Source organism: Mesorhizobium sp. M0830, from assembly GCF_040319965.1.
Classification (GTDB): domain Bacteria; phylum Pseudomonadota; class Alphaproteobacteria; order Rhizobiales; family Rhizobiaceae; genus Mesorhizobium.
The window spans coordinates 56,649-70,175 of sequence record NZ_JAMYOR010000005.1; the positions used below are offsets into that span (position 1 = coordinate 56,649).

The 13,527-nt window shown below is 62.7% G+C and carries 13 protein-coding genes and 1 pseudogene; 6 read left to right on the forward strand and 8 right to left on the reverse strand.

Features of this window, described 5'->3' with window-relative positions:
- Positions 1 to 65: 65 nt before the first annotated feature.
- Positions 66 to 968 (reverse strand): transglycosylase SLT domain-containing protein, encoded by a 903-nt coding sequence (locus tag NKI20_RS05040; protein WP_352828877.1) that lies wholly within the window; start codon positions 966 to 968, stop codon positions 66 to 68.
- Positions 969 to 1,149: 181 nt separating this feature from the next.
- Here NKI20_RS05040 and NKI20_RS05045 point away from each other — a divergent pair, with 181 nt between their 5' ends.
- Entirely contained in the window at positions 1,150 to 1,719 is a 570-nt protein-coding gene (locus tag NKI20_RS05045) for a methylated-DNA--[protein]-cysteine S-methyltransferase (protein WP_352828878.1), read from the forward strand.
- A gap of 12 nt (positions 1,720 to 1,731) precedes the next feature.
- On the opposite strand, the gene NKI20_RS05050 is transcribed toward NKI20_RS05045, so the two are convergent.
- The gene (locus NKI20_RS05050) at positions 1,732 to 2,061 is read right to left on the reverse strand and encodes a hypothetical protein (protein ID WP_352828880.1); all 330 of its coding nucleotides are present in this window, start codon (positions 2,059 to 2,061) and stop codon (positions 1,732 to 1,734) included.
- A gap of 277 nt (positions 2,062 to 2,338) precedes the next feature.
- On the opposite strand from NKI20_RS05050, the gene NKI20_RS05055 reads away from it, so the two are divergent.
- Both NKI20_RS05055 and NKI20_RS05060 read left to right on the forward strand, forming a co-directional pair.
- Complete coding sequence (locus NKI20_RS05055) at positions 2,339 to 2,551, forward strand: cold-shock protein (protein WP_010910991.1); 213 nt, start codon at positions 2,339 to 2,341, stop codon at positions 2,549 to 2,551.
- A gap of 271 nt (positions 2,552 to 2,822) precedes the next feature.
- A complete protein-coding gene (locus NKI20_RS05060; RefSeq protein ID WP_352828881.1) occupies positions 2,823 to 3,017 on the forward strand; it encodes a hypothetical protein in 195 nt (64 codons plus the stop codon).
- Between the two features lie 272 nt (positions 3,018 to 3,289).
- On the opposite strand, the gene NKI20_RS05065 is transcribed toward NKI20_RS05060, so the two are convergent.
- From NKI20_RS05065 to NKI20_RS05075, 3 genes are all read right to left on the reverse strand, one after another.
- Positions 3,290 to 3,898: a glutathione S-transferase family protein gene (locus tag NKI20_RS05065; RefSeq protein WP_352828883.1), complete on the reverse strand. Its 609-nt coding sequence runs from the start codon at positions 3,896 to 3,898 to the stop codon at positions 3,290 to 3,292.
- Positions 3,899 to 4,005: 107 nt separating this feature from the next.
- Complete coding sequence (locus NKI20_RS05070; protein WP_352828884.1) at positions 4,006 to 4,854, reverse strand: EAL domain-containing protein; 849 nt, start codon at positions 4,852 to 4,854, stop codon at positions 4,006 to 4,008.
- Complete coding sequence (locus NKI20_RS05075) at positions 4,851 to 5,741, reverse strand: EAL domain-containing protein (RefSeq protein ID WP_352828886.1); 891 nt, start codon at positions 5,739 to 5,741, stop codon at positions 4,851 to 4,853. Before NKI20_RS05075 ends, NKI20_RS05070 begins: the two co-directional genes overlap by 4 nt.
- Positions 5,742 to 5,960: 219 nt before the next feature.
- Here NKI20_RS05075 and NKI20_RS05080 point away from each other — a divergent pair, with 219 nt between their 5' ends.
- Entirely contained in the window at positions 5,961 to 7,163 is a 1,203-nt protein-coding gene (locus tag NKI20_RS05080; protein WP_352608505.1) for a pyridoxal phosphate-dependent aminotransferase, read from the forward strand.
- A gap of 176 nt (positions 7,164 to 7,339) precedes the next feature.
- Here the strand turns inward: NKI20_RS05080 and NKI20_RS05085 are convergent, their stop codons facing one another.
- Positions 7,340 to 7,735, reverse strand: a complete 396-nt coding sequence (locus NKI20_RS05085; RefSeq protein WP_352730090.1) for a (R)-mandelonitrile lyase — start codon at positions 7,733 to 7,735, stop codon at positions 7,340 to 7,342.
- A gap of 312 nt (positions 7,736 to 8,047) precedes the next feature.
- Between NKI20_RS05085 and NKI20_RS05090 the strand changes: the two genes are divergently transcribed.
- Positions 8,048 to 10,099 (forward strand): elongation factor G, encoded by a 2,052-nt coding sequence (locus tag NKI20_RS05090; RefSeq protein ID WP_352828889.1) that lies wholly within the window; start codon positions 8,048 to 8,050, stop codon positions 10,097 to 10,099.
- Positions 10,100 to 10,820: 721 nt separating this feature from the next.
- Positions 10,821 to 11,319 (forward strand): annotated as a pseudogene (locus tag NKI20_RS05095) (methyltransferase family protein).
- A 167-nt stretch (positions 11,320 to 11,486) separates the two neighbouring features.
- Here the strand turns inward: NKI20_RS05095 and NKI20_RS05100 are convergent.
- Together NKI20_RS05100 and trxB are read right to left on the reverse strand one after the other, a co-directional pair.
- Positions 11,487 to 12,383, reverse strand: a complete 897-nt coding sequence (locus NKI20_RS05100) for a LysR family transcriptional regulator (protein ID WP_023761285.1) — start codon at positions 12,381 to 12,383, stop codon at positions 11,487 to 11,489.
- Positions 12,384 to 12,462: 79 nt separating this feature from the next.
- Entirely contained in the window at positions 12,463 to 13,437 is a 975-nt protein-coding gene (gene trxB / locus NKI20_RS05105; RefSeq protein WP_023761284.1) for a thioredoxin-disulfide reductase, read from the reverse strand.
- Positions 13,438 to 13,527 lie beyond the last annotated feature (90 nt).

The following is a 13,527-nucleotide window of genomic DNA, read 5'->3' on the forward strand; positions in this document are numbered from 1 at the left end:
CTCGTCGAGGATCTTGCGCAGCCGGATGTCGTTCAAAGCCGGCGCACGCGGTTCAGGCATCGCGCTCAGGCGTCGGGCTGCAGGCGGCGGCGCTGACGGTCGACACCAAGGCCGGTCGCCTCGAGCAGGCCCCTGCGCTTGGCGTCGAAATAATAGCCGGTCTGATAGAGCCAGTCGGCCTTCTTGGCGTTGCCGCCGGCCACTAGCCAGGCGCCGCGCAGATATTTGACCGCGTATTTCAGATTGGTCTCGGCGTCGAACAGGCCCTTGGCCGGACCGTCATAGCCCATGCCGCGCGCCGTCGCGTGCTTGATCTGCATCAGCCCCCAATGGCCATTGTTGTAGGCTTTCGGGTTGAAGGTGCTCTCGCGGTTGACGACATGGCGCACCAGGTCCACCGGCACCTGATAGAGGGCGGCATATTTCTCGATCAGCCGTTCGACATCGCCACGCACGCCCGTCGCATTTTCTTCGGTCGGCCCGAGCGGTCCCTGCACCAGGGCGGCCGGGTTCTGCGGCACGATATAGGCGACCTGCTGGACGCCGGGCATCCGGTCGCCCTTGGCGGTCGCCGGCATCACCAGCCCCGCGGTCGTATAGGTCTCGGCAGCCCGGATCGGCTCACCCGGATTGGCCGGCGCAGGCGCCTGCCAGGCATTGGCGGTCATCACGGCAGGCACGGCTGGTGCCGCCGGCGTCGAACCGGCAAAGGCGGCGGTCACTGCCGCCGATTGCGCTGCGGGATCGAGCGGCAGCTCGGCCGTCTGAACGGGCGCAATACCGGAGGATTCCGGCAGCACAGAAACAGTCTCCGGCAGCGGCACGGTGAAGCCGGCGTCAGTGCCGGCGACGGTCGCGGTTTCGGTAAGAGCCGGCGCGGACTTCATCTGCGAGGTCGACGTGCAACCGCTGATGCCGGCGGCGGCCAGGATCACGCCGATCGCGATTAGGTTGAATTTTGCTGGCAAGCCGAGCTCGGGTCCGATTTGTCGGGGTGTTAAGAAATCCCTTACACCAGCGATTCATGACCGGCAATCGGGGCCATCAGCTGGTTTTCGGGTGGCAAGACTTGGCTCCCGATGCCATATTGTTCTGGATATGTACTGGGGCGAATCCCGGTTTTCTCCACTTTGCGGAAAGGAACGCATCATGGACGCGACGTCTTCGATCACGGCCGGCCACGCGGTGTTAGAAACAGTGATCGGTTTCATGGGCATTGCCTGGAGTGAAAAGGGCCTGATCCGGCTCTGTCTGCCCGAACGCAGCCGCGAAGCGGTGGAGCGGCGCTTGCTGCGCCATGGCGGTGTTTCCGCCTCCACGGCCCAGCCGCCATGGGTGGTCGAGTTGATCGCATCGATCAAGGCCTACGCGGCGGGCGAGGACGTCGATTTCTCCGGCGTGCCGGTCGATCTCGACGGCGTCGACGATTTCCGCCTCGCCATCTATGACGCGGCGCGAAAACTCTCCTTCGGCGAAACCACCACCTATGGCGAGTTGGCCAAGACGGCCGGCCATGCCGGGCTCGCCCGCGAAACCGGGGCCGCCCTCGGCGCCAATCCGGTGCCGCTAGTCATTCCTTGCCACCGCATCCTAGCGGCCGGCGGCAAGATCGGCGGGTTCTCGGCACCGGGCGGTTCGGTTACCAAGGAGAAGATGCTGGCCATGGAAGGCGTGCGCGTCGGCCCGCCGCCACCGGCACAGGTTTCCTTCGGGTTCTGACGCGGACAAGTTCTAGTTGTTGTGGAAGAACCGCCTGCGGAAATGCCGGTCGTTGTCCGGACGCTTGCAGTTATAGACGGGACAGGACTTGGTGTCGGCGCTCGGCACGTAGGCGCGCGTCCTCACCTCGCCCATGGTGCAGAATTGCTGGCTCTGCACATAGCGGTCGTAGAGCGGCAATCCCGGCACCCGCGTCGACTCGTACCGCAGGATGACGGCGCCTTGCCGGGCTATCGTCGTCTGAACCTTGCCGCAGCTCATATGCGTCGGATCGTAGCGCGAGATCGCCTGCGCCTCGGCCGCCACCAGCGTCAGGCAGGCGGCAAGCAGAATGGTTTTCATGGTCCTCTCCCCTAATCCGCCGCTCGACGACAGCGTGACCTGCCGCAACGTTTTCAGCAGATTGGGGCGGCCGTTGGGCAGCCCCTCGATCACGGCTTTCTCACGCAGTCTTGTATTTTATGCGAAACCAGCCTATATGCCTTCCATTGATATTTCGGCCGATCGATCCGGGCCTCGCGATCTTCGCGTTTGCTGACGTCTATCTCCAAAATCTCGATGCACACCGGCTGGACTTCGGTCTGGTCAAACTAAAGCAAATGTTGAAGGACTATTAAAAATGGCAACTGGAACGGTCAAGTGGTTCAACGCCACCAAGGGCTTCGGCTTCATTCAGCCTGACGCAGGCGGCGCGGACGTTTTCGTCCATATCTCCGCTGTCGAGCGTGCTGGACTGTCGACCTTGGTCGAAGGCCAGAAGATCAACTTCGAGATCGAGCAGGACCGCCGCACTGGCAAGTCGTCCGCTGGATCTCTGAGCAAGGCAGCCTGATTTTGCGATAGCGCGCGCCGGGCGAGAGCCCGGGGCGCGCGGCAAGTCACGGATGTACTGATAGTCGCGCGAGAAGCGCGCCGGAGCGGAAAGACCCGACAAGCTGGATCAGCGGATAGCTGCCAGCCCGGACCGGACGCTCCCGATCAGGCTACCATGGAAGGCGGGATTTTTCCCGCCTTTTTGCTGTCTGGGGTTTAACGCCGACGGCCAGGAGCTATAGTCCCACCTCTGGTGACACTTTTGACCCAATTTGTGGTACTATTCAGCCATGACCAAGCTTGAGCAAATCGAAAAATCCGTCGCCGAACTGAGCGCCGAGGAACTGAAGGCCTTTGCCGTCTGGTTCGAAGCGCTTCGGGCGGACATGTGGGATCGGCAGATCGAGGCCGACTCGGGCCGATTGGACAAGCTTGCCGAACAGGCACTGGCTGACCATCGCGCTGGCCGGACGCGCCCTCTGTGAATCACGTCGCCTCCCCATCGTTCCGGAGGCCACTGCGTTTCAAACAAGTTGGACGGTATTGGTCGGCGCGAGTTGACGACAATTACCGGGCTGTTGCCATCCGCACCAATGATGACGTGATCTGGTTCTGGATCGGCACCCACGCTGAGTACGATCATCGCTTGAAGTAACCAACACTCCCCGGCCGAAGGCCGCAAGCCCGACCGGGCGTCGCGCCTGTTGGCGCGCCCCGTCCGGAGCAGCCGCGAAGCGGCGGTGGCGTGAGGACAAAACTAACCCACCCACTCGATCGGCACGTGCCCCGGATCGGCCTCCACCCTTTTCAGCCAGGCGGCCACCGCCGGATAGGCGTCGAGCTGGAAGCCGCCCTGCTCCGCCGTATGGGTATAGGCATAGAGCGCGATATCAGCGACGCTGACCGCGCCGCCGGCGAAGAAGGCATTGTCTTCCAGATGCTTGTTCATCACGCCGAGCGCCTTGTTGCCGCGCTCCAGGGTCACCGCCAGCCGCTCCGGCGTCGCATCCGCGGCTCTTTCGGGAAAGGTCAGCAGCGCCTTGCGCACGGCGATGTAAGGTTCGTGGCTGTACTGCTCGAAAAACAGCCATTGATAGGCGAGTCCCCGCTCATATCTGTCGACCGGCAAAAAACGCGTTCCTTCGGCGAGGTAAAGCAGGATAGCGTTGGATTCGGCCAGGCGACGGCCGTCGTCGAGTTCGAGCAGCGGCACCATGGCGTTCGGGTTCTTGGCGACAAAGTCTGCTTTCCGGGTGTCGCCGGTGTGCGAACTCACCTCGACGTTGGTGAAAGCAAGGCCAAGCTTGGCCATCAGCAGGCGCGGCTTGTAGCAATTGCCGCTGTCGATCATGCCGTAAAGTATCATGGCTGTTCCCCGGAGCGCTGTCTCTGCTGTCGCGATTATCGCAGCGGCGGCGCCCTCAACCAATGATTTGTTTTGGTACGACGATCAGCGCCGCTGATACCGGCGACCTAGCCGAACAACGGGATGACATTGCCGACATTGCCAAGCAGCGTGTCGATGTGCAGCGGCTTTTCATCAAATATCGTGCCGGCAAGCGCCGGGCGGGCGAGAAGATAACCCTGCAGAAGATCAACGCCGCCTTCGAGCGCGACGCGCAGATGGGTGGGTTGCTCGATGCCTTCGACCAGCACCTTGGCGCCGCGGTCATGCAGGCTGGAAACCAGCGGGCGGAAAAAGCGTTCGGCGGCTGCGTGGCGGCAGAACTCCGCGAACCAGATGCCGTCGATCTTGACGATGTCGGGCTTGAGCAGGTTCACCCGCTCTTCCGTCGAGTGCCCGGTGCCGAAATCGTCGATGGCGATGCGGATGCCGTCGCGCCGCATTTCGCGCGCCAACCGGGCAAGAAGCGTGTCATCGGCCGCCTGTTCGGTGATCTCGCAGACGAGCATGGCTGGCGCGAGACCGAACTCGCTGAGATGCCTGGTCATCAGCCGGATCTCGGCCAACGCCCGCCCGGGATGATCGTTGATCAGCGGATTGTAGTTGAAGTACAGGTCGAGCCCGTCGACGCCGATATTGCAGAAATTCTTGAGGTGCAGCGCCCGACACATGGTCTCCACAAACAGTCGATCCGAGGCGGCGATACTGTCGAAGAAAACCCGTGGCGCACCGGGTCGCCCGCCGCGGTGTGGCTCGATCAGGGCTTCGACGGCGACCGCGTGAAGGAACCGGCCACGCGGCGCGAAAATCGGCTGATAGGCGCTGCGCAGCCGGAACTCGCCATGGACGCCATATACGATGCCGACTTCGTCGACCCAGATCGCATCGCCGACATTGCGCCGCCTCTCAAGCCTCATGGCACCACCCTGCGTCCGAACGCCTTCACCTGCCGCGCCGAATGCGGTGCCGGGGCGGCAGCAGGCGCGTCGGCGGCGGCGGCGGGGGCCTGCCTGTTCTTGTCGAAGACGCGAAAGCTGGTCGGCGCCAGTTCGGGCCGCGCCAGCACGAAACCCTGCACCATCGATGCTCCCGATTTCTCGGCGAGCTCCAATTGCCAGCTCTCCTCGATACCTTCGAACACCGTCCGGATGCCTTGCGCCTCGAAGCTTCTCACCATGGTGGTCAAGAGCGCGAAGCCGGCGCCGGATTCCATCAGCTGCGTTATCCAATAGGCATCGAACTTGACGATATCCGGCTTCAACTCCCTGACGCGGTTGATGTCGGAATCGTCGGCGCCATAATCGTCGACGGCGATGCGAAAGCCGTTGGCTTTCAGTGCCGCGACGAAACTGTGCAGGGTTGCCTGCGATGCCGAGCGCTGCTCGGTCACTTCGCAGACGACCCGGCGTGGATCGATGCCGGCCTCATGCAGCACCAGCCGCATTTCGCGCAAGGCGGCGTCGGCAACGGGGCGTTCGGTGAACACCGACGGGTCGAAATTGATGAAAATCGACGCCTCTTGTGGCAGGCAGGCGCCGGCGTTCAGAAGATGCAGCGTCCTCGTCAGCGCCTCGATATGCAAACGGTCGGCGGCTGGGCAGGTCGAGAAGAAATTCATCGGCGATTGCGGCTCGCCATCGCGGAACGGCCGGATCAGCCCTTCGAACGCGACCACCGACAGTTTGCCTTCGTTGAAGGCGAAGATCGGCTGGAAGGCGCTCTGCAGCGTGTAGATGCCCCAGACACCGGTGGAGGTGCCGTCGTCCTGACGGATGATGTGGGCAAGCCCGATGCTGCGCGACACTGTTCCTCGCTCCGCGAACCGGCGGAATTGGTCTGCGATCCTGTCACTCAAGCCTCTACCGCTCGTTAATGAATTTATTGTTGCCGATCACGAGTCCCGATCACGGGTCATTGACGGCTGGATCAGCCGACAATGCTTGCACTGCGCGAAATCATGCGACATGAGAAGCGCCGCGGCCGCTCCTGGTCGCACCGATCTTCCATGGAGACGTTCAAGGTCATGGCTTTTCTTGCCGACACCCTTTCCCGCGTAAAGCCTTCGGCCACCATCGCGGTGACGCAGAAAGCGCGCGAGCTGAAAAATGCCGGCCGTGACATTATCGGCCTCGGCGCCGGCGAGCCGGATTTCGATACGCCCGACAACATCAAGAATGCGGCGATCGAGGCGATCCGCCGGGGCGAGACCAAGTATCCGCCGGTTTCGGGCATCGTGCCGCTACGAGAGGCGATCACGAAGAAATTCAAGCGCGAGAACAATCTCGACTACAGGCCCGAGCAGACCATCGTCGGCACCGGCGGCAAGCAGATCCTGTTCAACGCCTTCATGGCGACCCTGAACGCAGGCGACGAGGTCATCATTCCGCGTCCCTACTGGGTCAGCTATCCCGAGATGGTGGCGATCTGCGGCGGCACCTCGGTGTTTGCCGACACCTCGATCGACAACGGCTTCAAGCTGACCGCTTCTGTGCTGGAAAAGGCGATCACGCCGCGCACAAAGTGGCTGCTGATGAACTCGCCGTCGAACCCGTCGGGCGCCGCCTACACCGAGGCTGAACTGCGCGCGCTTGCCGACGTGCTGTTGAAGCACCCGCATGTCTGGACGCTGACCGACGACATGTACGAGCACCTGACCTATGGCGATTTTGTCTTCAAGACCATCGCCGAGGTCGAGCCGAAACTCTACGACCGCACGCTGACCATGAATGGCGTGTCGAAAGCCTATGCCATGACCGGCTGGCGCATCGGCTATGCGGCCGGTCCCGTCCAGTTGATCAAGGCGATGGATATGATCCAGGGCCAGCAGACATCAGGTGCCTGCACCATCGCGCAATGGGCCTCCGTCGAGGCGCTCAACGGCCCCCAGGACTTCATCGCCAGGAACAAGGCGATATTTCAAGGCAGGCGCGATCTCGTCGTCTCGATGCTCAACCAGGCGCGCGGCATCACCTGTCCGTCTCCGGAGGGTGCCTTCTATGTCTATCCGTCCTGCGCCCAGCTGATCGGCAAGAAGACAAAAGCCGGCAAGCTGATCGACACCGACGAGACCTTCTGCTCGGAACTGCTCGAGGCCGAGGGTGTCGCCGTAGTGTTCGGCTCGGCTTTCGGACTTGGCCCCAACTTCCGCATCTCCTACGCCACCTCGGAGACACTGCTGGAAGAAGCCTGCACGCGCATCCAGCGTTTCACGGCATCACTGACCTGACTAGGCCGGCACTTAAACAGTAAACCCGGCTTCACCGCCGGGTTTCTGATCGGGCCGTCAGCCCTGCTTCGCCTCTTTGGCCGAGCGCGCCTCGGACGGCGACCAGCAGCGATGGTGGGGAACGCTGCAATCGCCGCCGTCAGCGTCGCGGCGTTGGAGCCCGCCGGGCTCGGCTCTCAGCCGCCATATTGCTCCGAGGTCACCGCCTCCAGCCAATCGGCATGGACGCCGTCAAGGGCTTCCTGCATGGCGATATGCGTCATCTCCGATGTCGACGACGCGCCATGCCAATGCTTTTCACCGGGGGCGAACGAGATGACGTCGCCCGCCCTGATCTCCTGGACCGGTTCGCCCCATGTCTGCGCGAGACCGGCGCCCACGGTAACATAGAGTGTCTGACCAAGCGGATGCGTGTGCCAGTGCGTGCGCGCGCCCGGCTCGAAGCTGACCAGCGTGGCCCGCAGCCGCGCCGGCGGCTCTTTCTCGATGATCGGCGTCTGCAACACCCGGCCGGTGAAATACTTGTCTGGCGCTATGATGGTCGGCACGCTACCGCAGGCAATGATCTTCATGGTCGATGGTTCCTTGAAACGGAGGGCGACGGGTCGCCTATCCCAGTTTCGGCCGATCTGGAACAACGTGCAACAGCGTTCGACCGCCAGACGCCCAGCGTCCGAGCAGCGCGTGTCCGCGGCCGAGTGCCGGATTTCTATTTTTCTTGCCCTGCCGGCAAACAAGTGGGACGATGGCTTTGGGCAGGTAGCGAAACGAAAAGAACCGCCCGCGACGGTCGAACAGGCCGGCCGCCGCTCAGGACCGATTGACCACGCCTGAACCATGTATGCCAGTCGGTCCTACGGGAAACGCCTGAGTGGAGGTCAGTCATGGGTACTCGCGCCGGAGGACGACGCACGGGACCGAAATGCATTGCCATAGTCGGTCCCTTCGCAAGCGGTAAGACGACACTTCTCGAAGCCATTTTGGCCCGTACCGGCTCAATTCCCCGACAAAATCCCGTTTCATCAGGCAATACCGTTTCAGATTATTCGCCCGAGGCACGGGCTCATGCCATGAGCGTCGAGGCGACGATCGCCACCACCGAATTCATGGGCGAGCAGATCACCTTCGTCGATTGTCCCGGCTCCATCGAATTCTCCTTCGAGGCCGAGCCGGTGCTGGCAGCCTGCGACCTTGCCGTGGTCGTTGCCGAGGCCGACGAAAAGAAGATCCCCGCCCTGCAGCTGATCATGCGCAAGCTCGACGATCTCGGCGTGCCGCGCATCCTGTTTCTCAACAAGGTCGACAAGGCAATCACCGGTGTGCGCGACACGCTGAAGATGCTGCAGCCGGCAAGCTCGGTGCCGTTGCTGCTGCGCCAGATACCGTTGCGCAAGGACGGCGTCGTCATCGGTTCGATCGAACTGGCGCTGGAGCGTGCCTACATCTATCGCGAATATGCCGAGAGCGAAGTGGCTCAAATTCCGGGCGACGAAAAGGCGCGCGAGCTCGAGGCACGCTTCTCCATGCTGGAGACGCTGGCCGACCACGATGACCAGTTGATGGAACAGCTGCTCGAAGAGATCGAGCCGCCCAAGGACGCCATCTTTGATGATCTTGCCGCCGATCTGCGCGATGGCGCGGTGACGCCGGTGCTGATCGGCACCGCCGAGAAAGGCAACGGCGTGCTGCGCCTCCTGAAGGCGATCCGCCACGACGCACCCGACGTCGATGCGACCCGCAAGCGGCTCGGCGCGCCGGATGGCGCGGCCACCGTGGTCCAGGTGATCAAGACCATCCACACGCCGCATGGCGGCAAACTGTCGGTGTCGCGCATCCTCTCCGGCCAGGTCGTCGACGGCTCCGAACTCTGGCTGCCCGGGGGCGATACGGCCAAGGTATCCGGCATCTACCGGATGCTTGGCAAGGATCAATCCAAGCTCACCATCGCCAAGGGCGGCGACACGGTGGCGCTCGGCAAACTGGACGAGGTCAAGACCGGCCAGACGCTGAGTTCGGTCAAGGGCGGCATCAAGCCGCTGATCGAGCTCGAGCCGCCGCAGCCGGTCTTCGCCTTCGCGCTGCGCCCCAAGGAACGCAAGGACGAAGTGAAGATGTCGGCCGCCATCCAGCGGCTGGCCGAGGAGGACCCCTCGCTCAGCTTGCGCCACAACCAGGACTCGGCCGAGACCGTGCTGTCCGGCCATGGCGAGATGCATCTGCGCGTGGTGCGCGAGCGGCTGGAAGGCAAGAACCAGATACCGGTCGAAGGCCATGCGCCGGCGGTGCCCTATCGCGAGACGATCCGCAAGCCGGCGCAGCAGCGCGGCCGTCACAAGAAACAGTCCGGCGGTCATGGCCAGTTCGGCGACGTGGTGATCGAGATCAAGCCGCTGCCGCGCGGCTCCGGCTTCCAGTTCACCGACACCATTACCGGCGGCGTCGTGCCGAAGACCTACATCCAGTCGGTCGAAACCGGTGTGCGTGACTATCTGAAGTCCGGGCCGCTCGGCTTTCCCGTCGTCGATGTCGCCGTCAACCTGTCGGACGGCTCGTACCACGCGGTGGATTCCTCCGACATGGCCTTCCAGATGGCGGCCAGGCTGGCAATGAAGGAAGGCATGGCCGCCTGCTCGCCGGTGCTGCTGGAACCGGTGATGAAGGTTGAGATCGTCACGCCGTCCGATGCCACCTCGAAGATCATTGCGCTCATCCCGCAGCGGCGCGGCCAGATCCTTGGTTACGATGCGAGGCCCGGCTGGCCGGGTTGGGATGTCGTCGAGGCCACCATGCCGCAGGCCGAGATCGGCGACCTGATCATCGAACTGCGCTCTGCCACCTCGGGCGTCGCCAGCTACCGTGCCGTCTTCGACCACATGGCCGAACTCACGGGTCGCCTAGCTGACGAGGCAATGAACACCAACGGCAAGGCTGCCTGACCTGCAGCATCGTCAAACGCCTCGGTTCGAGGGGCAAAAAAGAAACGACGCCCAGCGGGGACCGGGCGTCGTTTTGTTTGCGGACCGTTTCCTTGGGAGGTAAAACGGCAGGTCCGCCGCATTGTGTACCGCCGAACTTCGGCGGATGAAACGGTTCGGACGCGGTAGCCGCCTGAGCCCGGGCCGAACGAGTGATGCCCCCATCTCCCGTCCGAACCACACCGCGTCCTATGGTCGGCGTAGCAGGCCGCGGGCGTCCGCGATATGTTACCAGAGGTTACATGTCACTGTTACGCGGCAATTGTGATGGATTTTTTGGCCGGCCCAGCAGGGCACAGGCAACAAAAAAGCCGGATCAATGAAGATCCGGCTGAGTTTGATTGGAAGTGCCTGTTAAGGCTAACCTCCAGAGGGGAACACTCGAGGGCGCTAATGGGAGGAGAACGCGCCCAGGAGATGATCTATATATGTGCTCATCATGCCCAAGAAACAAGCATCTATTTTGCAACACTCGCATGCAAAAAGACGCAGGCTGTGGTCTACCCCATTCCAGGAGCCAATAGGACCAGAAAAATCGTCAAAATGGAGCGCTGCACTGGGCAATTTCCACTACAGATTTGCCACTCGTCGCTGGTTCTCGGCTCGAAATGCCAAAACTGCGCAGTGACGTGGAAGCGGGCAGCAGGCGTTCATTTCTAAGGCAATCGGGAGGAAAGCTGCCATGCGGACGTTTTCGGCGATCGCCGGCAGTGCGGCCTTCTTCATTGCAGGCCCGGGCGTGATTGCCGGGCTGGTGCCTTGGCTGTTGAACGACCGCTGGGACTTGCCGTGGTCGAACCTGCCGGGCTTTGTCCTTGCTGGCGGGCTCTTGATCGTCGCCGCGATCGCTGCGTTGCTGCATGCCTTCGGCCGCTTTGCGCTCGAAGGGCTGGGCACGCCCGCTCCGGTCGCGCCGACCGAGAGACTGGTGATCGGCGGCATCTACCGCCATGTCCGCAACCCGATGTATGTCGCCGTGCTTTCGATCATCCTCGGCCAGGCGCTGCTGTTCTCGAGCTGGACGCTGGTCGCCTATTGCCGTCATCGGCGCGATCGCCATGGGCTCCTTCGTGCGGCTCTACGAGGAGCCGACATTGGCCCGTCGCTACGGCGCCGAATACGAGACCTACCGCCGCAACGTGCCGGGCTGGCTGCCTCGGCTGACGCCCTGGCGGGGCTAAATTAGGTCAAAGCAGAGCCACATGGGGCATGTTGAGATTGAGGTCAGGCCGAGCCGAGAGCGTGAGATTCCGAGAACCGGAACGGAGCGGACATTGGATCCGTGAGTACCGGAAGCGCAGGAAGCCCTCGTTCGCAGGCCCTCATCACCTGAATATCGATATGCCCCTCAGAAGGACCAGCTGCGCGCCTTGGCAATGATGAAATCGCGAAAGACGTGCAGCTTGGCCTGGTTCTTCATCGCGTCCGGATAGGCGAAATAGGTGTCGAAGGATGGCACTTCGGTTTCCGGCAGCAACTGCACCAGGTCGGAGTCCTTGCTGATCACGTAGTCGGGCAGCATCGCAATGCCGGCACCGCCTTGCACCGCGCGCTTGATCGACAATATGTCGTTGATCTGCAGCGTCGGCACCCTTTGTCCGCCTTCGAAATCGCCGACCGTTTCCAGCCAGTTCAGCTCCGACAGATGCGAAGGCACCGGCACGCCGAAGGTGACGATGCGATGAGCCTTCAGCTCGGCGACCGAAGCCGGCTTGCCGTACTTGGCGACATAGGAAGGCGCCGCGTAGAGGTGGAAGTGCACGGTGAACAGCCGGCGCTGGATCAGGTCCGGTTGCTGCGGCTGGCGCAGCCTGATGGCGCAATCGGCCTGGCGCATGGTGAGGTCGAGTTCCTCGTTGGCGAGGATCAGCTGCAGGCTGATTTCGGGATAGAGCTCGATGAACTCCTGCACCCGTTCAGTCAGCCAGCCGGCGCCGAGACCGACCGTCGTCGTCACCCTGAGCACGCCGGAAGGGCGGTCCTTGGTCTCGGTCAGCCGTGACTTGATGGTTTCCAGCTTCATCAGCACGTCATGCGCCGTGCGGAACAGCATCTCGCCCTGCTCGGTCAGCACCAGCCCGCGGGCGTGGCGGTTGAACAGCGGCACGCCGACATCATGCTCGAGCGCGCTGACCTGCCGCGAGATCGCCGATTGCGACAGATGCAATGTCTCGGCCGCATGGGTAAACGACCCCGCCTCCGCCGCAGCGTGAAACACGCGTAGCTTGTCCCAGTCCAACGCCATGATTCCCCTCGTTCTGTTTTGGCGTCTGAATGAAAAATCAGGCTTTTACACGGCATTTCTAAGCCGTTATCTGAACTCTCTACTCGGCCGCTTCGCGGTGCACCTCAATGCCGGCCAGATATTTCTCCGCCTCGAGTGCGGCCATGCAGCCGAGTCCCGCCGCCGTCACCGCCTGGCGGTAGATATCGTCGGTCACATCGCCGGCCGCGAACACGCCGGGCACGTCGGTGCGGGTCGAATCCGGCGCCGTCCACAGATAGCCGTTCGGCTTCTGCTTCAGCTTCCCGGCGAACAGTTCTACTGCCGGTGCGTGGCCGATGGCCACGAATACGCCATCGACCTTGAGGTGCGACACCTCGCCGGTCACCGCATGCTTGAGCTTCAGCCCTTCGACCGAGGGCGGCAACGGTGTCTTGCCGGGACGGCCGGTGATCTCGTCGACGATCGTGTCCCAGATGACGCGGACATTGTCCTTCTTCAAGAGCCGCTCACGCAGGATGCGTTCGGCGCGAAAATCGCTGCGCCTGTGGACGACCGTCACGCTCTTGGCGAGGTTGGACAGATAGAGCGCCTCTTCCACTGCCGAATTGCCGCCGCCGATCACCGCGACATCTTTGCCGCGATAGAAGAAACCATCGCAGGTGGCGCAGGCCGAGACGCCAAAACCCATGAAGGTCTGTTCGGTCGGGATGCCCAGCCATTTGGCCTGCGCGCCGGTGGCGATGATCAGCGCGTCGGCGGTGTAGGTGGTTCCGGAATCGCCCTTGGCACGGAACGGCCGCACGTTGAGATCGACCTCGGTGATGATGTCGTTGATGATGTCGGTGCCGACATGCTCGGCCTGCTTCAGCATCTGCTCCATCAGCCACGGCCCCTGGATCGGGTCGGCGAAGCCGGGATAGTTCTCGACATCGGTGGTGATCATCAGCTGGCCACCCTGCTGCAGGCCGGCGACCAGCATCGGCTTCAGCATGGCGCGGGCGGCGTAGACGGCCGCGGTATAGCCGGCCGGGCCGGAACCGATAATGAGAACAGGCGCGTGCTTGGTGGTCATTCAAAGCCTCTGCGGAGGGTTGCCGGCGATTGCGGCATGGAAAACTCGTCGCTACCGCGCGTAATGTAAGTGTTGCCCACGACGCCAGCA